Below are 25,065 nucleotides of genomic sequence, written 5' to 3'. Positions count from 1 at the left end.
CACGCAGGCTACGTGGCGCGCGCCGCCGTCACCGCGTCGGCCAGCCGCCGCCCCGGCGCGATGGCCTCGGCCCCGGCCGGCCCGCCGGGGCCGTCCGCGCTGCCGGGCACCGGCCGTACGGTGACCCGGTAGCCGTCGCCCGTCGCCAGGACGTCGACCCAGTCGCCGCCGGGGTGACCGCAGCGCCGCTCGCAGCCGGACCAGTACACCGGGAGGCCGCCGCCGCTCCGCCCGGAGAGCGCCGCCGCCGCGTCGGCCCGTACGTCCGCGAGGGACTTCGCGCAGCCGGGCCGGCCCGCGCAGGCCCCCGCTCCGTGCCAGGCGGACCCCTCACCGGTGACGAAACCGGCGTCCGCCAGAACCGCCAGCCGCTCCGGGGCGGCGGCGGCCCGCAGACCGGGCAGGACGATGCCGCGCCAGGGTGTCACACGCAGCTCGCCGCTTCCGTCGCAGGCCGCCGCCTCGATGAGCAGCTCCCACTGGGCGACGGTCATCCGCCCGAGGGGCGCCGCCACCGAGAGGGCGTACGCGCCGTGCGGGCCGGGGATGAGGCCGGGGGCGGGCGGAGCGCCCAGCGGTGGTGAGGTCGGGGGAAGCGGGGTGCTGCCGATGCCCTCGGCGGCGAGGCGCGCGGCCAACGGGCCGGTGCGCGGGCGGTGCTCTTGGGGGAGGTCGGTAACGCGCCAGGCGTCGGCACCGCTGCCGTCGCGTGCGCTCAGGAATTCACGCGCCGCCAGCACGGCGGCGCGGGGGGCGTCTTCGCCGGCGAGGCCGAGGGTCGGTCCTCCGATGCCGTAGCCGAGGGCCGCCCGACCCTCCTGACCTGCGATCAATGTCACATCGGGGGCGAGGGCCGCCACGTCGCCGCGGCCGTCGTCGAGACCGAAGAGGAAGCGTCCCGAGAGCCGGGCCGTGTCCGGGTCCGCGCACAGCAGCGCGTCCAGCTCGCGGGCCCAGGCCGGTACGTCCGCGTGTCCGGCCCCGTCGAGTCCGGCGAGCGGCGATGCCGCGATGTTGCGTACGCGCTCGTGCCGGTCGGAGGGGAGCAGTCCCGCCGTGCGCAGCCGGTCCGCGAGCTCCGCCCCGTGGTCGGAGGCGAGTCCGCGCACCTGGATGTTGCCGCGCGAGGTGAGGTCGAGGCTGCCGTCGCCCAGCTCCGCCGCCACGCGGGCCAGCGCCTGTGCCTGACGTGCCATCAGCAGTCCGGCGGGGACGCGGATACGGGCCAGGGCGCCGTCCGCGGCGGGGTGCAGGCGCAGCGCTCCGGGACATGCGTCGCCGCCCTGCCGGGCGGCCGGCCGGTCCCCGGGCGGGGTGGATGCGGGGGCGAGGGGCATGGCGGCGAGCATACCGAGACGTTCCACTTCGGTGAGCGGCGGTGGCTCTCGGTGCCAATGCCTCCGGCGGTTGCTGGGGGTGTTCTGTGGCGGGGCTGGTGTGGGTGGCTGTGTCCTCAAGCGCCGGACGGGCTGAATCGGGGCTCGGCCCCGGTCCCTGGTCCTCAAGCGCCGGACGGGCTGAATCGGGGCTCGGCCCCGGTCCCCGGTCCTCAAACGCCGGACGGGCTGGAATGGGTGACCGTGCGTCCTCGGCCGGGCGGCGGGCTGGATGGGGCGTTCCTTCGTCCTCAAGCGCCGGACGGGCTGGAACGCGTGACCGTGCGTCCTTGGCCGCGCGGCGGGCTGGAATGGGTGGCCGTTCGCTCTTAGGTGCTGGTCGGGTGCCGGGTAGCACCGCGGCTCGCGGTGCATAGCGCTTACTATGCTCATCGGTGGATCATTTCGATCCGCCGGACGCCAGCGACGGCGCCAGGGGAGGAAGCCGGTGAGACTCCGGCACGGTCCCGCCACTGTGAGCCAGGCAGCCATGCCGGGCGAGTCAGGAACTCCCGCCGTCCTCCCACCGCCCGGGGCGCGGACCCCGAGGAAGGCTTGCCGACGCATGCGCATGTTCCGGCCCCGCGCGCCCCGGACGCACCCGCTGTCCGTCGCCCGCCGCTCTGCCGCGGGCTCCCGTACCCCCAGCCGCCGGGCCCCCTCGGCCACCCGGCCCGGAACGACTACGCGAGGCGAGTTCCAGTGATCCTGCTGCTGTCGACGTCCGACACCGACCTGCTCAGCGCGCGCGCCGCCGACGGGCCCGTGCCCTACCGGCTCGCCAACCCGGCCCGCCTCGACCTGAGCGAGCTGCCCGGCCTCCTCGACGGCGTCCAGCTCGTCGTCGTACGGCTCCTCGGCGGCGTACGCGCCTGGCAGGAAGGGCTCGACGCCCTGCTCGCCGGGGACCGCCCCGTGGTGGTCCTCACCGGCGAACAGGCCCCCGACGCCCAGCTGATGGAGGCGTCCACCGTCCCCATCGGCATCGCCGCCGAGGCGCACGCCTACCTCGCCCACGGCGGGCCCGCCAACCTGGAGCAGCTCGCGCGCTTCCTCTCCGACACCGTGCTGCTCACCGGCCACGGCTTCGAGGCGCCCGCGCCCGCCCCCACCTGGGGCCCGCTGGAGCGCACCCCCCGCGCGGACGCGAGCGGCCCGCGGGTCGCCGTGCTCTACTACCGCGCCCACCACATGAGCGGCAACACCGCCTTCGTCGAGGCCCTCTGCAAGGCCGTCGAGGACGCGGGCGGCACACCCGTCCCGCTCTTCGTCGCCTCCCTGCGCGCGCCCGAGGCCGAGCTGGTCGAAGCGCTCGGCGCGGCCGACGCCGTCATCACCACCGTCCTGGCGGCCGGCGGCACCAAGCCCGCCGAGGCGTCCGCCGGCGGCGACGACGAGTCCTGGGACGCGGGCGCGCTCGCCGCCCTCGACGTGCCGATCCTCCAGGCCCTGTGCCTGACCGGGCCGCGCGCCGCCTGGGAGGAGAGCGACGAGGGCCTCTCCCCGCTGGACGCCGCCACCCAGATCGCCGTCCCGGAGTTCGACGGCCGCCTGATCACCGTCCCGTTCTCCTTCAAGGAGGTCGACGAGGACGGCCTGCCCGCCTATGTCGCCGACCCCGAGCGCGCCGCCCGCGTCGCCGGCATCGCCGTGCGCCACGCCCGGCTGCGCCACATCCCGGCCGCCGAGAAGCGCCTCGCGCTCGTCCTCTCCGCCTACCCCACCAAGCACTCCCGCATCGGCAACGCCGTCGGCCTCGACACCCCCGCCAGCGCCGTCGCCCTGCTGCGCCGTCTGAAGGCCGAGGGCTACGACTTCGGCACCGAGCCCGTACCCGGCCTCGAATCCGGCGTCGGCGACGAGCTGATCTACGCCCTCATCGAGGCCGGCGGCCACGACCAGGAGTGGCTCACCGAGGAGCAGCTGGCGCGCAACCCGGTCCGCATCCCCGCCGCCGACTACCGGCGCTGGTACGAGCGGCTCCCCGCCGAACTGCGCGAGGCCGTCGAGGCCCAGTGGGGACCCCCGCCCGGCGAGATGTTCGTCGACCGCAGCCGGAATCCGGACGGCGACATCGTCCTGGCCGCCCTGCGCCGCGGCAACCTGCTCATCCTCATCCAGCCGCCGCGCGGCTTCGGCGAGAACCCCATCGCCATCTACCACGACCCCGACCTGCCGCCCTCGCACCACTACCTGGCCGCCTACCGCTGGATCGCCGCCGACCGGGCCGACGGCGGTTTCGGCGCCGACGCCATGGTGCACCTCGGCAAGCACGGCAACCTGGAATGGCTGCCCGGCAAGAACGCCGGCCTCTCCGCCGCCTGCGGCCCCGACGCCGCCCTCGGCGACCTGCCGCTCATCTACCCCTTCCTGGTCAACGACCCCGGCGAGGGCACCCAGGCCAAGCGCCGCGCCCACGCCACCCTCGTCGACCACCTCGTGCCGCCGATGGCCCGCGCCGAGTCCTACGGCGACATCGCGCGCCTGGAGCAGCTCCTCGACGAGTACGCCTCCATCGCCGCCATGGACCCGGCCAAGCTGCCCGCCATCCGCGCCCAGATCTGGACGCTGATCCAGGCCGCCAAGCTCGACCACGACCTCGGGCTCGCCGACCGGCCGCACGACATCGAGTTCGACGACTTCCTGCTGCACGTCGACGGCTGGCTGTGCGAGGTCAAGGACGCCCAGATCCGCGACGGCCTGCACGTGCTCGGCGGCGCCCCCACCGGCCCCGAGCGCGTCAACCTCGTCCTCGCGATCCTCCGCGCCCGGCAGATCTGGGGCGGCACCGCCGCCCTGCCCGGCCTGCGCGAGGCCCTCGGCCTCGACGAGTCCGCCGCCACCCGCACCGGCGCCGACGAGGCCGAGGAGCGCGCCCGTACGCTCGTCACCGCCATGGAGGACGCCGGCTGGGACCCGGCCGCCGCCGAGAAGGCCTGCCTGGAACTGCCCGACGCGCAGCGCCAAGGCGTCCGCGCCATCCTGGAGTTCGCCGCCCGCGAGGTCGTGCCGCGCCTCGCCGCCACCACCGACGAGCTCGACCACGCCGTGCACGGCCTGAACGGCGGCTTCGTGCCCGCCGGGCCGTCCGGGTCCCCGCTGCGCGGCCTGGTCAACGTCCTGCCGACCGGCCGCAACTTCTACTCCGTCGACCCCAAGGCCGTGCCCAGCCGCCTCGCCTGGGATACCGGCCAGGCGCTCGCCGACTCGCTGCTGGAGCGCTACCGCGCCGACAACGGCGACTGGCCCAAGTCGGTCGGCCTCTCCCTGTGGGGCACGAGCGCGATGCGCACCTCCGGCGACGACATCGCCGAGGCGCTGGCCCTGCTGGGCGTCCGGCCCGTCTGGGACGACGCCTCGCGCCGTGTGAACGGCCTGGAGCCCATCCCCGCCGAGGAGTTGGGCCGCCCGCGCATCGATGTGACCCTGCGCATCAGCGGTTTCTTCCGCGACGCCTTCCCGCACGTCATCGGACTCCTCGACGACGCCGTGCGGCTCGCCGCCGCCCTGGAGGAGAGCGACGAGCAGAACTACGTACGGGCCCACGCCCAGGCCGACCTCGCCGTCCACGGCGACGAACGCCGGGCCACCACCCGCATCTTCGGCTCCCGGCCCGGTACCTACGGCGCGGGCCTGCTCCAGCTCATCGACAGCCGCGACTGGCGCACCGACGCCGACCTCGCCGAGGTCTACACCGTCTGGGGCGGCTTCGCGTACGGTCGCGAGCTGGAAGGCCGCCCGGCCCGCGAGGAGATGGAGAGCGCCTACAAGCGCATCGCGGTCGCCGCCAAGAACACCGACACCCGCGAACACGACATCGCCGACTCGGACGACTACTTCCAGTACCACGGCGGCATGGTCGCGACCGTACGCGCCCTCAAGGGCACCGCGCCCGAGGCGTACATCGGCGACTCCACGCGGCCCGAGACGGTCCGCACCCGCACCCTGGTCGAGGAGACCTCGCGCGTCTTCCGCGCCCGCGTCGTCAACCCCCGCTGGATCGCGGCGATGCGCCGCCACGGCTACAAGGGCGCCTTCGAACTCGCCGCCACCGTCGACTACCTCTTCGGATACGACGCCACCACCGGCGTCGTCCCCGACTGGATGTACGACAAGCTCGCCCAGACCTACGTCCTCGACCCCGAGAACCGCGCCTTCCTCCAGGACGCCAACCCCTGGGCCCTGCACGGCATCGCGGAGCGCCTCCTGGAGGCCGAGAGCCGCGGCATGTGGGCCGAGCCGGACGCGGACACCCTCCAGGCGCTGCGCCAGGCGTTCCTGGAGACCGAGGGCAATCTGGAGGGCGACGACTGAGCCGCCGCCCGGTGGGTGACGGGCCCTCAAATTGCAAATTGGGCCCATCGCCCGGTGATCACTAAGATCCGGGAAATGATCAACACAAGACGGCTGGCGGCGGGCGCCTTCGCGGTGCTCGCCACCCTGGCCGCCGGCACCTCCCCGGCCCTCGCCGCGGACGAAGCGGCGGAGAAAGCCCCCAAGGTAGAACTCGTCCTCGACGTCAGCGGCTCGATGAACGCCAAGGACATCGACGGGCAGTCGCGCATGGACGCGGCCAAGCAGGCGTTCGGGGAGGTGATCGACGCGACGCCGGAGGTGGTCCGGCTCGGCATACGGACCCTCGGATCCGAATACCCCGGCGAGGACAAGGTGATCGGCTGCCGGGACAGCAAGCAGCTGTACCCCGTCGGCCAAGTGGACCGCACCACGGCCAAGGCGGCCGTCGCCCATCTGAAGCCGACCGGCTGGACGCCCATCGGCTACGCGCTGCGCGCCGCCGACAAGGACCTCGGCAACGACGGCGGCACCCGGCGCATCGTCCTCATCACCGACGGCGAGGACTCCTGCGGGAAGCCCGACCCCTGCGACGTGGCCCGTGAACTCGCCGCCAAGGGCACGCACTTGACGGTCGACACGCTCGGTCTCGCCCACGACGACAAGACGCGCAAGCAGCTCAGCTGCATCGCGGAGGCGACCGGCGGCACGTACACCTCGGTGCAGCACGCCGACCAGCTCTCGGGCCGCATCAAGCAGCTCGTCAAGCGCACGGCCGACCCGGTCGAGGCGCCGCCGAAGGCGGTGCAGGGCGCCACGGACCAGTGCACCGACGCTCCGGTGCTGGGCGCCGGGATCTTCACCGACCGCGAGAAGTTCGCCGAACACCGCTGGTACCGCGTGAAGGTGAACCCCGGTCAGGAACTGCGCGCCGCGGTGAGCGTCAGCGCGGACCGCGCCGTCAACCCCGACTACGGAGTGCGGCTGCGCGCCGTCAGCGACAAGGGCCAGGAGCTCGTACGCGGCAGCGACACGGGCAGCGGACGCACCGACGTCCTCTCCTCCGGCCTGCGGTACCCGGTGGCCGAGCAGGACAAGAAGTCCGACGGCAGCCAGCCGGACCCCAGGACCGTCTGCCTTGAGGTCGCCCACTCCTTCTCCGCCCCCGACTCCGTCAAGCGCGAACCGGGGCTGCCGGTCGAGTTGGCCGTCGACCTCGTCAAGTCGCCCGACAACGCCTCCGACGTGGCCGCCTTCGGCCTCGGCCGCGGCTGGGTGCTGCTCGCGGCCCTCGGCGGCATCGGGCTGCTCGCGGGACTGATCTGGGGCTGGCTGACCCGCTGGCGCGTCGCGGTCTGGAGGGCGAACTGATGCGTACGACACGTGTGCTGGGCGCGGCGCTGCTCGCCGCCTCGGCCCTGCTGTTCGCCCCGGCCGCCTCCGCGGCGGCCGACGACGCGAGCCCCGCACCGAGCGGGAGCGCGAGCGCGAGTGATGAGAGCTCCGCGCCGACGGAGGCCGGCACCGGGTTCCGTACCGCCACGGCCATCAAGCAGGGCCAGAAGGCGAGCGCCACCGCCTCCACCGGCGACTACCTCTACTGGCAGTTCCCGGCCGGAGCCGGCCAGCGGGCGACCGCCAAGGCGACCGTGACGCTCCCGGAGGCCAGCCTCCGGCACGGGGCGGCCACCTGGCAGCTCGACGTCTTCGACGGGCTGCGCCGCCGCCAGGCGTGCGCCTCCGGGGAGCCGACGAAGCGGGCGTCCGAGACGGACACCACCCTCACCCTCACCTGCACCCTGCGCACCGTACGGCCGTGGGCCGAGCGCTGGTCGAACGATCCGCTGCCCGGCGCGTACTACCTGCGGCTGACCGTCGCGGACGTACCGGACAAGGACCTCGGCCTGGCGGCCCGCGCCGGGGTCGAGGCGACCGCGGAGGGCGTCGGCGGCTCGTACGACGGCGGCGGCGAGCTGGGCGCGCCGCTGCACGCCCAGGCGGTCGCCGAGCCGGAGGACGGCTGGACGGGCGGCTGGTTCTCGGACCGCTGGGCGTGGACCCTGGGCGGCGGCGTCCTGGCGGCGCTCCTCGGCGTCGGCGGCTACACCCTGACCAGGCACCCCCGCAGCCGCTGGGGCGCGCGCCCGCCGGCCGCGCGCCAGCCGGGGCAGGGGTATCCGGGCGACGGGTACGGCGACGTGCGCTAGCGGACCACGCGGGCGGCGGTACGGGCGACTTCCCCGGGCCGCCGCCCGCACCGCACCAGGGCGTTATGATCGCCGCATGCACTTTTCTCCGTGTCAGAGCTGGTGGCCGTCCTAGCGGGACGGCTTCCGATCAGACACGACCACGGGCCGTCCGCAAGGGCGGCCCTCGTGCGTTCTCCGCGCTCCCGGCCGCCGCCGTCCGGCCCCCACCAGCGAGGAGAACCCCGATGTCCACCACCGCCCTCGACGCCGACGTGTGCCGCGCTCCCGGCGACTACCGCGTACTGACCGGCGACCGGCCCACCGGCCCGCTCCACCTCGGCCACTACTTCGGCACCCTGCACAACCGGGTCCGGCTCCAGAACCTCGGCGTCGAGATGTTCATCCTGGTCGCGGACTACCAGGTGCTCACCGACCGGGACATCGCCGACCGCCTGAGCGACCGCGTCGAGGGCCTCGTCCTGGACTATCTCGCCGCCGGCGTCGACCCCGAACGGGCCACCGTCTTCGCGCACAGCGCCGTCCCCGCGCTCAACCAGCTGCTGCTGCCGTTCCTGAGCCTGGTCACCGTCGCCGAACTGGGCCGCAACCCCACGGTCAAGGACGAGATCGCGCACTCCCGGCAGTCCGCCGTGAGCGGGCTCATGTTCACCTACCCCGTCCACCAGGCCGCCGACATCCTCTTCTGCAAGGCCAACCTCGTACCCGTCGGCAAGGACCAGCTGCCGCACCTCGAAGTCACCCGCACCGTCGCCCGCCGCTTCAACGACCGCTACGCGCACGGCGGTCCGGAGATCTTCCCGCAGCCCCGGGCGCTGCTGTCCGCCGCGCCCAACCTGCTGGGCACCGACGGCGGCAAGATGAGCAAGAGCCGCGGCAACTCCATCGCCCTCGGCGCCTCCGAGGACGAGACCGCGCAGCTCGTCAAGCGCGCGAAGACCGACGCCGAACGGCACATCAGCTTCGACCCCGAGGCCCGGCCGGAGGTCTCCGGCCTCGTCCTCCTCGCCGCGCTCTGCCAGGAGCGCGACCCGCGCCTGGTCGCCGAGGACATCGGCGCGGGCGGCGCCGCCGCACTGAAGAAGCTGGTCACCGAGTCCGTCAACGAGTACCTGCGCCCGATGCGGGCCCGCCGCGCCGCGTACGCGAAGGATCGCGCGTACGTCCGCGAGATCCTGCGCGCGGGCAACGAGCGCGCCAACGCCATCGCCGACGCGACGCTGCGCGAAGTGCGCGAGGCGATGGGGGCGGCCTACTGAAGCGGGCGGGCGGGAGCGGGGCCCGCCCACCGCTCAGGCCAGCCGTCCCTCGGCCGCGAGCCGGGCGATGACCTGGCCCAGGGCCGGCGCTCCGCGCCCGGCGTCGGCCACTCCCAGCCACGCCAGCTCGGCGATCTCCCTCCCCGGCACCGGCTCGCCCGCGGCCTCACCGGTGTAACAGGTCATGTGCAGCCGCCTGCCGTCGTGCCCGTGTGCCACGTCCTCGACGACGAACGCCTCGGTCAGCGCCTCCGGCGCCGCGTCGATCCCCAACTCCTCGGACAGCTCGCGGGAGAGCGCCTGCGGACCGCTCTCACCCGGCTCCAGCTTCCCGCCGGGCAGGTAGAAGACCTCCCGGCCGTGGGTGCGCACGGCCAGCAGCCGTCCGTCCCGCACACACAGCCAGCTCACCGATTCCAGGACGGGGAGTACCGCTGACACCGCTGGGCCACCTCTCGTACGCGCCAAACCGACGTGACGCATTCTCGCAGGAGGGACGGCACGCGCCCGCGGAGCCCCGGGCGTTCCGAGGGGAAGCCGGGACACGGGCGTACGGGGGCGGGGACGGGCCCTACCGAGGCTGCGCCGGAGCATCGCCCCGTACCGCGTGCACGTAGAGCGCCAGGGTGTCCGCGGTGAAGTACGAACTGTAGGAGACGTCCGGGAAGTCCCCTCCGGTGTGATAGCCCCCGATCACCCCGATGAGCCGGTACCCGGTGGGGGACCGCTCCAGGAACGGGCCGCCGGAGGTGCCGCCGATGTACCCCGCGCAGGCGATCTCCAGGAAGTCGCCGGGCGCGGCCGGGTCGGTGCTGGTGTAGCGGTGCGTGGACGAGCGGCAGTCCAGCGGTCTGGGGTACTTGGCGTCGTCGGTGCCCGGGTAGCCGATCAGCCGTACGCGCCGGTGCTCGTAGCCGGGATACACGCCCAGGCGGAAGCCGCCGGCGGCCTCCTGTGCCTCGGTCCCGTCCGCGCGCGGGCCGAGGCGCACGACGGAGTAGTCCCAGCGGGCGCCCGCGTCGGTGCCCAGGTCGTAGTAGCGCTGGTCGATGTAGACGCGCTCGACCGGGAAGAGCCCGAACGGCTTCCGCCCGTCGTGGTAGCGCGGCACGAAGGACAGGTGGCGCTTCGGCTTGGGGGAGCGCAGGCAGTGCCCGGCGCCGACCACGAGGTCGCGGTGCGGGCTGCGGACGATGGTGCCGCCGCAGGAGCGCCCGGTGCCGGTGTCGTCCGCCCAGAAGAACGTGCCCACCTGGGGGAGCCCGTCGAAGGGGTGGCTCGGCGCGGTGGGCCCGGCGGCCGGGGCGGTGCCGCGCGCCGCCGTCCGGGCGCCGTCCGCGACGGGCCGCGCGGCGGCCATCCGCCGCGCCGTCCAGTAGGCGTCGTCCGACGCGGCGGAGGGGCGTTCGGGGCCGGCGGCGGGGTGTGCGGCCGCCGTGCCGGGTGCGGCGGTGGCCGCCGCGACGAGGAGCAGGGCCAGCAGGGGGAGCAGTGCGGGGCGCGGTCTTCTCATGGAGCGGGTCCTCCCGGGGGCGAGAGCTGCGAGGCCGGAGTCTCTGCCGGTACGAGCGTGCCATCGTCCCTCGGGCGCGGTGTGTACGCGAGGGTGCCGCGGCCGTCGCGCGTCGCGGGCGCCCGCGAGGTGTGCCACCCCACAGGTCCGAGGCTTCCCCGCGGGCGGGCGTCACCGCATTATGGTCAAGATGGGTTTGCGGCCCCATAGGTTGCTTCCGTACGGCTGTCAAGAACCGGTCCCCGTTAAACCGGTGGTTAAGTAAGACACACCCTCCTTTCCTTCTGGGGCCCTGGTGCGGCGCGTTACCTCCATGGCAAGATGCTCTCCACGGCGGTTGCGGGCTTAACTGCCCGTGAGATGCCGTGCGACACATTCCGAAGGATGGAGCAAATGGCAGTCGGGGGCGACAGATCGGCGGGGGCCGGTGAGAGCCCGCTCGCGGAACGGCTCAACTACCTGTTCGCGAGCATGCACCCGCCGGGCGCTCCCTACACCAACGGACACGTGGCGGACCGGATCAGCACCGGGACGGACGAGTACGGCGGGGTCAGCGTGACGGAGCAGTATCTGTCGATGCTGCGCAACGGCCGGCGCGCCAATCCCGGTCCCGATCTGCTGCGGGCGCTGGCCAAGTTCTTCGGAGTGCCGGTCGGTTACCTGTTAGGCGATCTGTCGCCGTCTCAGGCCGAGCGGGTGGAGGAGGAGGTCCGCTTCCTCGCCGCCATGCGGGACCAGCGCGTACGCGCGATCGCCCTGCGCTCGGTGGGTCTGCCGCCGGAGGTGCAGGACAGTCTGACGACGATCATCGGCCAGTTCAGACGGCAGATGAACCTTCCGGCGGACCCGCCCGAGACGGGAGCCGAGGAACCGCGTGGCGAGAGCTGAGCGGACCCGGCTTCGCGATCCGGCGCGGATCGGTGGAGACGAGGTGGCCCTGGACGGGGGTCAAGGCCGCCTGCGACACAGGCTGGTGTCGGGTCTGTACGAGCGTGTACGGACCCGGCGCCGCCCGTGCGATCCGTCGGTTTCCGGTCGAGGACGCGGAGACCGGCAAACGGACCGCGGCGGCGGGGGCGAAGACGCCGCCCGCCGCGTACCCGAGCCCTTGTGGTCCGGACCTGTTCCCGGGCCCGGACCGCGCGGATCCGGTGCTGTGGCCAGTCGGGACGCCTCGTGCCGGGGTGCGGGACGCGTCGCTGCCAGGGCACGCCGATGGCCCGTACGGGGCCCTGGGCACCGTACGCGGCGCCTGCGGAACGGACGCCCGAAGTTCACGATCGGCTGCCCGAACCCACTCCGAACAGGGGCCGGCCAGCGCTGAAGCGGCGTTCCGTGATCCGCGCGCGTGGCCTGATATCGCTCCCCGCTCGCTGGTAATCAGTCAGCCGAACAGGTTTTTGATGCATAACCCATCCTTGATGAGGTACAAAGGTTCCTGTGCCCGCCCGGTGTGCATCCCCCGTCGCACCGGGCGGGCCTTCCTTTTGAACAGACGCGCCCTCAGTTCCCCGGCGGGAACTTGAGCAGAGCGGCGGCGGCCAGCATCTGGATGCTCACCGAGGCGAGCGCCTTGTGCGTCGGCAGATGGTGCTGACCGCGAATCAGCAACGCGGCCAGCGCGTAGCCGAACAGCCACGTCAGACCGGCCACGGCGCGTACCGCGAAGGAATGGGCCGGCAGCCAGGCGTGGAGCGCCAGGCGCGGCAGGTCGGTGGTCCAGAACAGCACGATGAAGAGCGTGACCGTGGGGCCGAACCTGCCGTTGCCCCCCAGGCGCCGGGCGATGCTGTGGGTGACGATGCCCAGCACCAGGCTGGCGAACAGGACCCCGGCCTCGACGGTGGCCAGCGACCCCAGCGCGAGCAGCCGGTTGCCGTCCCACTGCTGGCGGAACGAGCCCTTGGTGACGGTGCCGAGCGCGCAGCAGACCAGGCAGAGCAGGACCGCCGCGCCCCACACGCTGCGGTCCCGGGCCTCGTCCAGGATCTCGACGGGGCGGTACCAGAGGCCGGGTATCAGCCGGTGCCAGTACAGCCTGCGCCGTTTCGTGGGGGGCGCGGGCGGGGGCGGGGCGATGGTCGCAGGCATGGTTGCCGTTCTATCACCGGTGATTTCGAGCCGACGCCGGGCCCATCACGACCACCGGCTTGAGCTTCGGGTCGAGGGTGCGCAGCAGGGTTCTCATCACCTCCGGCTTCAGGCTCACGCAGCCCTGGGTGGGGCCGCCGTGGTCGACGTGGAGCCAGACGCCGCCGCCCTTCTTCGCGCCGAGCGGCCGCCGCGGATCGAGCGGTGAGGTGCCGGGCACCCGGTTGTAGTCGATCCCGATGACGTAGTCGAAGGCGCCCGCGAGGGGTTCGCCCTCCACGCCGTTGCCGGAGGCGACGAAGTACCCGTTGTGGTCGTACGGGAGCTTCGCGTCCGGGAAGGCGTGCTTGCCGCCCGCGCCGGTGAGGGTGAACACGCCCTCGGGGGAGCGGAGGTCGCCGTAGTGGTGGTCGGGGGTCCAGCCGTGCGCGGCGTTGTGCGCCGGCCAGCTCGGGCCGGGCCGCCAGAGCCGCGAGTCCTCGGCCCGGGTGTAGAGGACCGCGGTCGAGTCGGAGGAGTCGGCGCCCTGGCCGGTGACCACCAGAACTTGGCGGGATTCCGCCGGTATTCGCTTGCGCGCGGCCGCGTCGAGGCCCGGAATCCGGCCGTCACCGGTCGGCGTCGAGGAGGGCGGCGCGGCCGTCGGCGCGGCGGGCGTCGTCGTCGCGGGGGCCGCGGCCGGGGGCGAGTCGGCCTTGACCTCGTGCCCCGAGGCGGCCCAACTCCACAGTCCCGCGGCGGCGATGGCCGCGGTCGCCGTCGAGAGGACGACCTTGCCTCGCCGCGTCACGCGTACACGTTCGTTTTCGTTCAATTCCGGTCCACCAGGTAGGGATATACGGATCTTTCGCACCCTACCCGGACGCGTGAATTCCGCTGACCGCGGCGACACGCGTGGCTGGAATGAGGCCGAAGGCCCCCGCGCCGCGGGGGCCTTCGGCCGTCAGATCCTGTGCCGTCTCCCCTGGTCGGATCAGCGCGCGTGCCAGACGCCGCGCGCCCGGCCAGGAACATGACACGGACTCTCGGCCGGGCGCCTGCCTCAGCCGCCGATCGGTGTGGGCTCCTCGGCGTCCGGGTCGGCGCCGTGCAGATACTCCTCGCTGATCTCGCGCGGACCGAACGGCCACACCTTCTCGTACCGGGACCAGAGCAGGAACGCCACACAGCCCGCCGCGACCCAGGCCAGCGACCATTCGATCGGGTGCCTGCCGGGCGAGTTCTCGTCCGCGTAGCCGTAGATCACCAGCCAGCCGACGAGCGCGACGACGCTCGGCGCCGGGTACAGCCACATCTTGTACGGCCGCCGCAGACCGGGCTGGCGGCGGCGGAGCACGGTGACGGCGGCGATCTGGGCCAGCGCCTGCACGATCACCATGACGGTGGTGAGGAGCTGGATGATGGTCGCCAGGTCCGTATGCCTGCCGATCATGAAGCCGACGGCCGTGACGGCGCCCATGGTGAGCAGCGACAGCACGGGGAAGCGGTGGCGCGGGTGCAGTTTTCCGTACGGGCGGAAGAAGACCTTGTCGCGGGCGGCGTCGTAGGGCACCCGCGAGCCGCCCAGCAGCCCGGCGAAGACGGAGGCGACGGCGGTGATGAGGATCAGCACGGTCACGGTGTTGGCGGCGCTCTTGCCCCAGGCCTTCTCCAGCACCGCCGAGGCGACGGAGGAGGACGCCGTGTTGTCCGGGTCCAGCATGTCCTTCCAGTCGATGACGCCGAGCGTGCCGATCTGGAGCAGCAGATAGATCGTCATGATGCCGAGGATCGAGTAGATGATGGCGCGCGGCAGGGTGCGGCCGGGCCGCTTGATCTCGGCGCCCATATAGGCGGCCGTGTTGTAGCCGAGGTAGTCGTAGATGCCGATGGTCAGCCCCGCCGCGAAGCCGATCCAGAAGTGGTTGCTGGTCAGCTCGAAGGCGTGCGCCGGGTAGGTGAAGGCCCGCTCCGGGCTGAAGTGGGTGAAGGCGGCCAGGATGACGAGGACCACCGAGGCGATCATCACGGTCCACATGACGACCGAGAGCTTGGCGATGTTCTCCACCCGGCGCCACAGCATCGCGAGGATGACGACGATGGTCACCAGCCCGACGAGGTCGCCCTGCCCCCGGCTCATGCCCGGCCACAGATAGCCGAGGTACTGCACGAACCCGATGATCCCGGTGGACATGGCCAGCGGGATGAAGAGCATCGCCGTCCACACGAAGAGGAACGGCATCAGTTTGCCCGTGCGGTACTGGAACGCCTGCCGCAGATAGACGTAACTGCCGCCCGCGCCCGGCAGCGAGGCGCCCAGCTCGGCCCAGATCAGCCCGTCGGCGAGGGCGAGGATCGCGCCCGCGATGAATCCGATCACGGCTTGCGGCCCGCCGAAGGCCGCGACCATCAAGGGGATCGTGACGAAGGGCCCGATGCCGCACATCTGGCTCATATTGATGGCGGTGGCTTGGAACAGGCCGATGCGCCGTACGAATCCGACGCGCTCGTCCAGTAGGTCCGGCATGTGCATCAGCCCTTTCTCGTGCGTGGCACGCTCCGCGCTGTGCTCTGTGGGGTGTTCCGGCCGGACACCCGCACCGGGGGCGCCGAACCGTGCGGATCCGCGGTGCGGGTGTCCGCGGTGACCGTCACCGGCTCGCCGGGCCGCAGGCCGGCCTGGTTGTCCGTCCACCGCACTGGTAGCACCGGCTTGCCGTCCGCGTCCACGACATGGACGTCGGTCATCAGCGCGGGCGCCGGACCACCGCCCGTGCGGCGCAAGGTGACGGCCGTCGTGCAGGTGCCGCCGGGCCCCCGGTTCGCCCGACACATCGTCAGGTCCTTGTGCGGACCATGGGGACGGGCCTTCGGGGCAACGGAGCTGACGCCCTTTCGGGTCAGAGAGGTGGTGTCGAGCTCGTGCCGGGTGTACGCGCCGGCGTTCCGGTCCGTTCCGGCCGCCCGCTCGCCGTTCACGTGGCCGCCAGCCGCCGAGAGCGCTCCGCCGAAGTCGGGATACGCGCGTGCCGCGGCGTCCTCGACGGTAAAGTCCGACCGGTACCGCCAGGGGATGGGGAAGTCCTTCGCGGAGGTCTTCTTCATGGTGGGGGAGTAGAAGGGACCGCCGTCGCCCGTGCCGTCGACGAGCACGGTGGAGGGCGCCGCCGGGGCGGTGGCGCGCGCGGTGAGGGCGGCGCTCAGCAGCGGGCCGGTGGCGGCGAGCGGCGCGACGGGGCGGAGGGACACGGCGGGTACCTCTCGGGCGGCTGAGGCGGCATGTCGGCTGAGGCGGCCCGCAGATGGGGCGGCCGGCAAATGGGGCGGGCGGCGGAATTCACCTTTCGCGGCTGGAAATTAAGAAACCTTCCTATTGGGTGGGGCAGGACGTTAAGGATTCGCACGGTTCATGTCAATGACCTGAGCGGATTCCGACCGGACAGGGGGAAGCTGTGCGCGGAGGACGAGTGGCCGTCGTGGGCGGGAGCATCGCGGGCTGTGCCGCGGCGCTGGCCGCCGTACGGGCCGGGGCGACCGAGGTCGTGGTGTACGAACGGGCCGCCCAGCGGTTGCAGGACCGGGGTGTGGGCCTCGCCGTCCAGCAGGACCGGTACGCCGAACTGGAGGACGCCGGATACGTCGACGCCGGCATGCCCTGGGTACGGCTCACCCGGCGGGTCTGGCTGCTGGGCGACACGGACGCGCGCGGCGGCCGGGAGATCGGGGTGCTGCCCTTCCCCTTCCGCTCCTACAACTGGGGTTCCCTCTGGCGGGAGTTGCGCGCCCGCGTCCCCGAGTCGGCCGCCTACCACTCGGGCGCCGTCGTCGAATCGGTGGCCCCCGGCCCGGACCACGGGGCGGGCCCGCGCGGCGCCATGCTGCGCCTCGCGGACGGCGCGGAGGAGTGGTTCGACCTCGTGATCGGCGCGGACGGCTACCGCTCGGTCGTACGGGCCGCGATGTACCCGGACGTCGCGCCCCGGTACGCCGGGTACCTCGCCTGGCGCGGTTCGCTGCCGGCGGAGCGGCTGCCGGGTCCCCGGGAGGCGTGGGCCGAACAGGACGCCGCCACCGTCGCCTTCCCCGGAGGCCACATGATCGCGTATCGCATCCCGGGCCCGCACGGCCGCGGCACCTCCGTCAACTGGGTGTTCTACGCGGTCCCCCCGGACGTACCGGGCCTGCGGCTCGACGACCCCACCGTGCCGCCGGCGCGGGCCGTCGCGGACGAACTGATAGAGCATCAGGGGAGGCTGGTGGCCGAGCACTTCCCGCCCTACTGGCGGGAGGTCATCAACCGCACCCACGCGGCGGACACCTTCGTGCAGCCCATCTACGACCTCGCGGTGCCGCACTTCGCCAAGGGCCGCCTCGTCCTCCTCGGCGACGCCGCGGCCATCGCCCGGCCGCACACCGGAAGCGGCGCGGTCAAGGCGCTCCAGGACGCCACGGTGCTGGAGCGCGCACTGCGCTCCGCCGAGAGCTGCGACGCGGGACTGGCCGCGTACGACGCGGAGCGCGCGCCGATCGGCCGGGCGGTGCTGGAGCTCGGCAGGCGGCTCGGCGGGGCGCAGGTGCTGTCCGTACCGGACTGGGCGGCCATGGACCAGCGGACCACCGAGGAGTGGTGGCGCGAGGCGTCGGAGGGCGAGCGGGGGTTCGGCGGCCACGCCCTGGGTGGGTGAGCGAGGGGCCTGTCGATCGCCGTCCCCTTCCTCATCGGCACCGTCGAGCTGACGAGCGCCCTGCGCGAGAAACCGGCGCCGGGCGACTCGCTCACCGGCTGGATCTCCGGCCTCGACGGCGTCGGCTCCGTCACCGTCGGGCACTCCGCGGTGGTCTGGGCGGCGGCGCTCGCATACCGGCGGTTCGGCAGGGTCGAACAGCGGTGGGCGGCCCGGACGGCGCCGGAGGGCCGGCCCGGCCGAGCGGCCGGTGACGGGGCGGCGCGGCCCGGTGCCGTGCCGCCCCGCCGCGCGCTCGGCACCGGTCAGGCCGGCGGGCGGCCGTCTCGGGAGACGACGGTCGCGAGCCCGTCGAGCAGCCACTCCAGGATCTGGTCGAACGGCTGAGGGCCGGGGGCGTGCCGTCCGGGGTCGGTGGCCCAGCGGATGAAGTGGGGGTGCTCGCCCGCGGCGGCGATCCGTTCGAGGTAGGGCGTGACGGCCTTCTCCAGGTCGTCGTCGGTGCTCAGCCCGGAGCGGGCCCGCATGGTCCGCTCCTCAAGAAGGGCGAGACCGGAGCTGAACACCTGGCCGAGCACCGTGTTGACGCACCCCATACGGGTGGCCGCGTCGAGCCCGAGGGGGTCGAGCTCGGTGAGCGCGGATTCGTAGAGGTCGAGGGCGTTGGGCCCCAGCGGGGGGCGGCTGAAAGCCAGGCGCGCGAACCACGGGTGGCGTTGCACGGCGTCCCACCCCGTGCCGCCCAGGGTGCGCAACGCGTGGCGCCAGCCCTCGCCGCGCGCGACGGTGAACTGCCCGTAGACCTGATCGGCCATCAGGTCCAGCAGCCCGTCCTTGCTGCCGACGTAGCGGTACAGGGCCATGGGGCTGCGCACCCCCAGCCCGGTGGCGAGGGCCCGCATGGTGAACTCGCCGGCCGCCTCGCGGTCGGCCATGTCCATCGCGGCGCTCACGATGCGCTCGCGGCTGAGCTGCTCGGTCCGGCGGGGCGGCGGCTCGTCGAACCACACCAGGCCACCGGGGGCGGGGGGACGGTCGGAGGAAGTCATGTCGGTGGCACCCTACCATCGGGTGTACGTTGTCCACCATGAGTGGACAACGTACACAGAGCCCTGAAGTGCTGATCTCCGGCGGCGGCCTGACCGGCCTGACCGCCGCGCTGGTGCTGCGCCACCACGGTGTGGCCGTCACAGTGGCGGAGAAGCGCTCGACGACCTCTCCGCAGCCCAAGGCGCGCCGCTTCCACGTGCGCAGCATGGAGATCTTCCGCGAGCTCGGCCTCGCCGGCCTGGTCCTCCACGCCGCCCGCGACCTCGCCGGCCACGACCACATGGCGACCGGCCGGACACTGGCCGAGGCCGAGCGACTCCCGCTGTGGCAGCCCGTGGCGGCAGGCGCCCCGGCCCTCGACGTCAGCCCCGAACCGCCCTGCCTGATCGCCCAGGACCTCCTCGAACCGGTGCTGCGCGCCGCCGCCGTCGACGCCGGTGCCACCGTGCGGTTCGACACCGAACTCCTCGGCTTCGACCAGGACGAGGACCAGGTGAGCGCCGAACTCCTCGACCGCACGGACGGCAGCCGCCACCGCATCGAAGCCCGGTACCTGGTGGCCGCCGACGGAGCGCGCAGCTTCGTGCGCGATGCCCTCGGCATCAGCCGCTCCGGACACGGCGCCATCGGCGGCCCGAACGTGAACGTCTACTTCCACGCCGACCTCGCCGAGGTCGTGCGCGGCCGGGAGTTCAACCTCTGCCGGCTCGGCCACCCCGACGCCCCCGGTGCGCTCGCCTACGTCGACGGGCGCCGCCGGTGGGTGTTCATGAGCCCCGGCGGCGAGACCGACCGCGACTGGCCCGCCCTGCTGCGGACCGCACTCGGCGTCCCGGCCCCGGACCTCGACGTCCTCAGCGTGCTGCCCTGGCAGGCCGAGATGCTCGTCGCCGACCGCTACAGCCTCGGCCGCGCGCACCTGACCGGGGACGCCGCCCATGTCATGCCGCCGTTCGCCGCCAGCGGGGCCAACACCGGGATCGCCGACGCACACAACCTGGGCTGGAAGCTCGCCGCCGTCCTGCGCGGCGAGGCCGCCCCCGCCCTCCTCGACAGCTACGACGCCGAACGCCGCCCGGCCGGCTGGTTCGCCGCCGACGAGTCCAGCCGCCGCGTCGCGAGCTTCGAGAACCCCTCGTCGCCCCCCGACCCGGCCCTCGCCCACCCCTTCGTCCTGGCCGCCGGGGCGTTCCAGCACACCGAGGGCGCTTTGGCGTGCGACCCGGAGGCCGCGGACGATCCGGAGCCGGTCACCGAGTTCGCACCGGCCGGCCGCGTCGGCACCCGCGTCCCCCACCGCTGGCTCGACGAGGCCCGTACCCGGTCGACGATCGACCTCGCGGGGCCCGGCTGGTCGCTCCTCGCCGGACCGCGGACCGCCGCGCCGCGAGCGGACCGGCTCCGGGTCCACCGGCACGACCTGGACTTCCTGCCCGCCGGCCAGTGCCTGCTGCTCAGGCCCGACCACATCGTCGCCTGGCGGGGCACGGACCCCGACGCGGCGGCCGACGTGCGCGACGGCCTGCTCCGGGGCGACCTGTCCGGGGCGGACGCGGACCGCGTGGAGGGGGGCCGGATAGCTGCCGCGCGCACTGCCGGCGCGTAGCGGTACGGGTGCGCCGCCGCCGGTCCGTACACCGGTCCGTACACCGGTCCGTACACCGGTCCGTACACCGGTCCGTACGGTCCGGCGGCGCGTCGGACTACGCCGTTCGGGGGATGACACGCGCGTAGGGTGGGCGGCGTGACCGATCTCCCTGAACTCCGGATCGAGCTCGACGGGCGGGCCGCGACCGCCGAAGAGCTGTTCGCCCCCCTGATGAGCAACTACGGCCATTTCACTGCCATGCAGGTGCGCGGCCGGGCGGTATGCGGCCTTGAGCTCCATCTCGCGCGGCTCGACGCGGCCACGCGCGAACTGTTCGGCACGGGCCTCGACGGCGCCCGGATCCGCGAGCTGATCCGGCAGGCACTCGCCGGCACCGAGGACGCTTCGGTACGGGTCAACGTCTTCGCCCCGGTTCCCGGCGCGGAGCCCTCGGTACTGGTCAGCGTGCGCCCGCCCGCGACCATGCCGACCGCCGCGCAATCCCTGCGCACCGTGCCGTACCAGCGCCCCGTCGCCCACATCAAGCACACGGGCGGATTCGCACAGGGCTACTTCCGCAACCAGGTCCAGCGGGCGGGCTTCGACGAGGCGCTGCTGGTGGGGCCCGACGGCACCGTGGCCGAAGGGGCCATCACCAACGTCGCCTTCATCGACGGCGACACCGTGGTGTGGCCCGACGCCCCCGCCCTGGACGGCATCTCGATGCTGCTGCTCCGGCGGGAACTGGACAAGGCCGGGCTGCCCTGGCGGCGGGAGGGCGTACGCACCGCCGACTTGGCCTCCTACGGCGGGGCCTTCCTCACCAACGCCCAGGGCATCGCCCCTGTTTCCCGCGTCGACGACCTGGCCCTTCCCGCCGACGTGCCGCTCGTGGACGAGGTCATCCGGATCTTCCGGACCATCGCGGCGGACGCCCTCTGACGGCTTCCTCCGACGGCCTTCTCCGGCACCCCCTTCTGACGCCCCTTCGCTGACGGCTCCGTCGGCGGAGGGGCGTGGTGCGTCGCGCCTTGCGGCCGGGAGGCGGCCGGGGCGGTGGGGGCGTATCCGCGGCACATCGTTTTCGCGCCATCGGGGCCGCCGCTGTCCGTCCCCGGCCGGAACTCCCATCCGGCGATCGTCTTCGCGGTGGACCGCTGGTCAGGTCAACTCGGCTGCTGTGGAGGGGAGTTCGCCGATCTCCGGTTCGTGGGTAGGGTTCCGGCCTGATTGCGCGCGAACACCCCTGGAAGCGTTGACAGTCGAAACCCCTTTCCATACCTTCTTGGATCGTAGGAAAGATAAATGATTGAAGATCCGATAGACGGTGTGAAGGACTGGGGGAGTCTTGATGACCGAGTCGACCGCGACATCCACTGCCGTGCCGAGGCCCGGCGGCGGACGCGGATGGACGCTCGCCGCCGTCTGCGTGGCGACGTTCATGCTGATGCTCGATCTGACCGTGGTGAACGTCGCGCTACCTGATATGCGCACGCATCTCCACGCGACCTTCTCCGACCTGCAATGGGTGCTCGACGCCTACGCCTTGGGGCTCGCGGTCTTCCTCCTCACCGCGGGCTCCCTGGCGGACCGGCTCGGCCGGAAGCGGGTGTTCAACGCCGGATTCGTGATCTTCGTTCTGGCCTCGCTGGCCTGCGGCCTCGCCCCGAACGCGGCATTCCTGTCCGCCGCGCGAGGGGTGCAGGGCCTGGGCGGCGCGATGCTCTTCGCGGTCGGCCCGGCGCTGATCGGACACGAGTACCGCGGCAAGGAGCGGGGCAAGGCGTTCGGGATCTTCGGCGGCGTGGTGGGACTGTCCATCGCGTTCGGCCCGTTGATCGGCGGCGCCCTCACCGACAGCCTCGACTGGCGGTGGATCTTCCTGGTGAACGTCCCGGTCGGCATCGCCGCGCTGGTGATCGGCGTGCTGCGCATGCGCGAATCGCGGGACCCGCGAGCGCACTCGGTGGACTGGTGGGGGCTGGTCCTGTTTTCGAGTGCGCTCGCCCTACTCGTTCTCGGCTTCCTGCGCGGGGAGGCGCAGGGCTGGGGGAGCGCGGCGATCGTGGGCATGTTCATCGCCTCGGCGCTGCTCTTCGTGGCCTTCTATCTCACTCAACGGCGGCTCGGCGAACGGGCGATGCTCCGCCTGACGCTCTTCCGCAACGTCACCTTCAACGGCATCTCGGCGGTCACCCTGCTCTGCGCGGCGGCCACCATGTCCGCGCTCTTCCTGCAGATCTCCTACGTGCAGAACGTGCTGGGCTTCTCGGCCTGGGACACCGGGCTGCGCTTCCTGCCGCTGACGCTGACGCTCTTCGTGGCCGCGGCCATCGGCGGCAGCCTCACGACCCGGATGCCGCAACGCGTGCTCGTCGGCCTCGCGATGACCTTCGTGGCGCTGGGGCTCGCCCTGGTCACGCTGGTGGACGCGGACAGCTCCTGGACGTCGCTGCTGCCCAGCATGTTCGGGCTTGGCCTCGGCATGGGCCTGTTCAACCCGCCGCGCGCCTCGCTGTCCATCGCGGTGGCCGAGCCGTCCGAGGCGGGCATGGCGTCCGGGATCGGCGAGACGTTCCAGCAAGTGGGCGTCGCGGTGGGCATCGCCGCCTTCGGCGCGCTCTTCCAGTCCAGGGTCACCGACCTGTTCGTCAACTCCGACGCCGGACGCCAACTGGGCGATCGGGCCCAGGAGTTCGGATCGGCGGTCGCCGCGGGCGGCGGCTCGCAGGCGGCGGCCGGGATGCCGGCCGCGATCGCCGGGCAACTGGACCGGGCGGCTCGTACAGCTTTCGCGGACGGCCTCCACGAGGTCATGATCGTGTGCGCGTCGATCGCGGCGCTCGGCGCACTGATCGCGTTCGCGTTCATCCGCACCCGCGATCTCCATGAGAGCGCCCTGACCGGGGCGGAGAGCGAGGGTGCCCGCGCCGGGACCGCGGTGGAGACGGCATCAGCGGATGCCACGGGGAAAGTCTCCGCCGGGGCCTGACCGACCGGCGTGCGACGGTGCCCCGGGGACTTCGGCCCCCGGGGCACCTGCCGCTCTCCGTATCCGGTTCCGGCGATCGTGGATGTTCAACCTCCGAGCCACCGGCGATAATGGCAGGTGAGCGCAGACCGACAGACCTTCCCATCCCCCCGACGGAAGCGGCCCTTGATGTCAACCACCGATCATCTCTCCGCCCCACTGCCTCAATCCGCGGCCGAGGCAGTGGACTTCCCCCTCGTGCGCCGGACCGGCTATCTGCTGCACAAGGCCGGGCTCCTGCTCATGCACGAGGCCGACCGGGCCCTGGAATCCCGCGGGATGCGCATGCGGTACTTCTACGTGCTCGCCGCCCTGGAGGGTCAGATCGACCTCTCCCAGCAGGACTTGAGCCGACTGCTGAACCTCGACCCCACCACGATGGTCGCGCTCATCGACGAGATGGAGGGCGCGGGCCATGTGGAGCGGCGGCGGAATCCCGCCGACCGCCGACGCTACATCCTCCATCTGACGGACGCCGGGCGGCAGGCTCTGACCGGCGCCTCGCGCGCCGTGGACGACGTGGAGCAGGGCTTCCTGGCCGCCGTGGACTCCGCCGACCGCGACCGGCTGCGGAAGATCCTCGGAGAACTACTCGCCGGCCGCTTGCCCAGCGTCGTCGCCTGCGATGACTGAACGGCAGAATTCAGCACTCCGCCAAATCACGGTTCCGCATTCTTGGGGGTGATGTATTCGGAGCACTTAATTCCTCCCGTCAGACTCGTGTCAAATGTATTTTGGTTGACTTGAATCAGTTGAAGTGAGCCTCTTCACAAGAGTCCTGTTGATGTTTTCCCGGTGCTAGCCTCAAAGTGAGCAACAACGGGGGAAGGAAAACGGGGATGAGTGAAGAAAGGTTGGTTTTCGACTCGCTCGATGCCTGCCTCGGGCCGCGAGGTTCGAGGTTCTTCGGCACGGGATACAAGCGGGTCGGACAGCAGTTGCGCCACATCGAGACGGACGGGCTCATCGGGCCCGGTGCGGGCGCCGACGCCCGCGCCACGCTCACCTATCCGGCCGACTGGTCCCGCAAGGCCGCGGGCCGCGAACTGCGGCCGCACCTCAGCAGCATCGACGCGCTCGTGCTCGCGGCCTCGCTCGCCGAGATCCATCTGAACGGCGCGCACGGGCTCGACGAGGGGCAGCGGCGCCGCACCTGGCTGCGGACCGCGGACATCCGGGCCGGCAGCCGGCCGCACGAGGACCTCTCGGACTTCGCCGTCTCGGCCCGGCTCGCGCACAGCGCGTCCGCCGGCCCGGCGGACGCCGACGGGGTCGGCCCGAGCACACCGATGAGCAGCGTCTACGACTGCCGCATCGGGGAGTTGAAGGTGCGCTGCGACTTCGTGCACGAGGCGCGCGGCGCTGGAGTGCGCGGCCCGGCCCGCTACGAGACGGACGAGGAAGCGCTCGGCGCCGCCCGCACCCGGCATTACGGCGCGGGCTACAAGGCGCACAGCCACCACGCCGACGGGGTCAGCGTGGACCTTGCCGAACAGCAGGTCAAGGCGCGGCAGTTCGTCGTGCCCAGCGTCGAGCGGCTGTACGAGGCGCAGGGCGCCGAGGCCGCGTACGCGCCCTCGGTGTCGCTCGTCGACACGCTGGTGTGCGTCGCGCAGCTCGCGCAGGCGCTGCTGTACGCGCAGGACGGGGTGGACCGCGGCCGCAGCAACACGCTGTGGATGCGGCGCACGGTGGTCGGTGCGCACAGCCCGCTGCGGCCCATGGCGGGCCCCATCGAGGCCAAGGCGTATGTCACCCGGACCCGGCTGCTCGGGCTCGGCGACGACACCTGGCGGGTCGCCGACCTCGCGGTCGACGACTTCTCCGGAATTCACGGCCGGTGCTCCATAGCGCACCAGCTGCCCATGCTCGCCGCCGCCTGAGCGCTCGGCAGCCGCCGCGGGGGGGGGGGGGGGGGGGGGGGGGGGGGGGGGGGGGGGGGGGGGGGGGGGGGGGGGGGGGGGGGGGGGGGGGGGGGGGGGGGGGGGGGGGG

At 72.9% G+C, this 25,065-nt stretch carries 19 protein-coding genes and 1 riboswitch; of the genes, 11 read left to right on the top strand and 8 right to left on the bottom strand.

Going from position 1 to position 25,065, the window contains the following annotated elements:
- Positions 1-8: 8 nt before the first annotated feature.
- Positions 9-1,337: a precorrin-3B synthase gene (gene cobG, locus AC07AB_RS04320; protein ID WP_478559815.1), complete on the bottom strand. Its 1,329-nt coding sequence runs from the start codon at positions 1,335-1,337 to the stop codon at positions 9-11.
- Positions 1,338-1,764: 427 nt separating this feature from the next.
- Positions 1,765-1,908, top strand: a riboswitch (cobalamin riboswitch).
- Positions 1,909-2,078: 170 nt separating this feature from the next.
- Between cobG and cobN the strand changes: the two genes are divergently transcribed.
- The 4 genes from cobN to trpS all read left to right on the top strand — a co-directional run bounded on the left by cobN (position 2,079) and on the right by trpS (position 9,135).
- Positions 2,079-5,690: a cobaltochelatase subunit CobN gene (gene cobN / locus AC07AB_RS04315; RefSeq protein WP_478559812.1), complete on the top strand. Its 3,612-nt coding sequence runs from the start codon at positions 2,079-2,081 to the stop codon at positions 5,688-5,690.
- Positions 5,691-5,765: 75 nt separating this feature from the next.
- A complete protein-coding gene (locus AC07AB_RS04310) occupies positions 5,766-7,040 on the top strand; it encodes a VWA domain-containing protein (protein ID WP_478559809.1) in 1,275 nt (424 codons plus the stop codon).
- Entirely contained in the window at positions 7,040-7,876 is an 837-nt protein-coding gene (locus AC07AB_RS04305; protein WP_478559806.1) for a hypothetical protein, read from the top strand. The genes AC07AB_RS04310 and AC07AB_RS04305 overlap by 1 nt, the downstream gene beginning before the upstream one ends.
- A gap of 227 nt (positions 7,877-8,103) precedes the next feature.
- Positions 8,104-9,135: a tryptophan--tRNA ligase gene (gene trpS, locus AC07AB_RS04300; protein WP_478559803.1), complete on the top strand. Its 1,032-nt coding sequence runs from the start codon at positions 8,104-8,106 to the stop codon at positions 9,133-9,135.
- A 33-nt stretch (positions 9,136-9,168) separates the two neighbouring features.
- On the opposite strand, the gene AC07AB_RS04295 is transcribed toward trpS, so the two are convergent.
- Both AC07AB_RS04295 and AC07AB_RS04290 read right to left on the bottom strand, forming a co-directional pair.
- Positions 9,169-9,576 carry an NUDIX hydrolase gene (locus AC07AB_RS04295; RefSeq protein ID WP_478559800.1) on the bottom strand — a complete coding sequence of 136 codons (408 nt, stop codon included), beginning with the start codon at positions 9,574-9,576 and terminating at the stop codon, positions 9,169-9,171.
- A gap of 130 nt (positions 9,577-9,706) precedes the next feature.
- Positions 9,707-10,648 carry a trypsin-like serine peptidase gene (locus tag AC07AB_RS04290; protein ID WP_478559797.1) on the bottom strand — a complete coding sequence of 314 codons (942 nt, stop codon included), beginning with the start codon at positions 10,646-10,648 and terminating at the stop codon, positions 9,707-9,709.
- A 393-nt stretch (positions 10,649-11,041) separates the two neighbouring features.
- On the opposite strand from AC07AB_RS04290, the gene AC07AB_RS04285 reads away from it, so the two are divergent.
- Positions 11,042-11,536, top strand: coding sequence for a helix-turn-helix domain-containing protein (locus AC07AB_RS04285; protein ID WP_478559794.1), 495 nt, complete (start codon positions 11,042-11,044; stop codon positions 11,534-11,536).
- 615 nt (positions 11,537-12,151) lie between these two features.
- On the opposite strand, the gene AC07AB_RS04280 is transcribed toward AC07AB_RS04285, so the two are convergent.
- The 4 genes from AC07AB_RS04280 to AC07AB_RS04265 form a co-directional block, all read right to left on the bottom strand.
- The gene (locus AC07AB_RS04280; protein WP_478559792.1) at positions 12,152-12,739 is read right to left on the bottom strand and encodes a YIP1 family protein; all 588 of its coding nucleotides are present in this window, start codon (positions 12,737-12,739) and stop codon (positions 12,152-12,154) included.
- Positions 12,740-12,752: 13 nt separating this feature from the next.
- Positions 12,753-13,529 (bottom strand): L,D-transpeptidase family protein, encoded by a 777-nt coding sequence (locus tag AC07AB_RS04275; RefSeq protein ID WP_478559789.1) that lies wholly within the window; start codon positions 13,527-13,529, stop codon positions 12,753-12,755.
- A 252-nt stretch (positions 13,530-13,781) separates the two neighbouring features.
- Positions 13,782-15,245, bottom strand: a complete 1,464-nt coding sequence (locus AC07AB_RS04270) for an APC family permease (protein WP_478561514.1) — start codon at positions 15,243-15,245, stop codon at positions 13,782-13,784.
- 5 nt (positions 15,246-15,250) lie between these two features.
- Positions 15,251-15,967, bottom strand: a complete 717-nt coding sequence (locus AC07AB_RS04265; protein ID WP_478559786.1) for a hypothetical protein — start codon at positions 15,965-15,967, stop codon at positions 15,251-15,253.
- Between the two features lie 203 nt (positions 15,968-16,170).
- Between AC07AB_RS04265 and AC07AB_RS04260 the strand changes: the two genes are divergently transcribed.
- Complete coding sequence (locus AC07AB_RS04260; protein WP_478559783.1) at positions 16,171-17,403, top strand: FAD-dependent monooxygenase; 1,233 nt, start codon at positions 16,171-16,173, stop codon at positions 17,401-17,403.
- Positions 17,404-17,708: 305 nt separating this feature from the next.
- Here AC07AB_RS04260 and AC07AB_RS04255 read toward each other — a convergent pair whose 3' ends face one another.
- A complete protein-coding gene (locus tag AC07AB_RS04255; protein WP_478559780.1) occupies positions 17,709-18,452 on the bottom strand; it encodes a TetR/AcrR family transcriptional regulator in 744 nt (247 codons plus the stop codon).
- Positions 18,453-18,490: 38 nt separating this feature from the next.
- Between AC07AB_RS04255 and AC07AB_RS04250 the strand changes: the two genes are divergently transcribed.
- The 5 genes from AC07AB_RS04250 (at position 18,491) to AC07AB_RS04230 (ending at position 24,955) form a co-directional block, all read left to right on the top strand.
- Positions 18,491-20,059 (top strand): FAD-dependent monooxygenase, encoded by a 1,569-nt coding sequence (locus tag AC07AB_RS04250; protein ID WP_478559777.1) that lies wholly within the window; start codon positions 18,491-18,493, stop codon positions 20,057-20,059.
- Between the two features lie 138 nt (positions 20,060-20,197).
- Positions 20,198-20,983, top strand: coding sequence for an aminotransferase class IV (locus tag AC07AB_RS04245; protein WP_478559774.1), 786 nt, complete (start codon positions 20,198-20,200; stop codon positions 20,981-20,983).
- Between the two features lie 409 nt (positions 20,984-21,392).
- A complete protein-coding gene (locus AC07AB_RS04240) occupies positions 21,393-23,033 on the top strand; it encodes an MFS transporter (RefSeq protein WP_478559771.1) in 1,641 nt (546 codons plus the stop codon).
- A 168-nt stretch (positions 23,034-23,201) separates the two neighbouring features.
- Complete coding sequence (locus AC07AB_RS04235; protein ID WP_478559768.1) at positions 23,202-23,705, top strand: MarR family winged helix-turn-helix transcriptional regulator; 504 nt, start codon at positions 23,202-23,204, stop codon at positions 23,703-23,705.
- A 206-nt stretch (positions 23,706-23,911) separates the two neighbouring features.
- Entirely contained in the window at positions 23,912-24,955 is a 1,044-nt protein-coding gene (locus AC07AB_RS04230; RefSeq protein WP_478559765.1) for an AvrD family protein, read from the top strand.
- The last annotated feature ends 110 nt before the right edge of the window (positions 24,956-25,065 follow it).

This window comes from Streptomyces sp. NPDC044033, from assembly GCF_056434425.1.
Note: the sequence above shows the minus strand (reverse complement) of the source record. Positions and strands in the feature narration are given on the sequence as shown.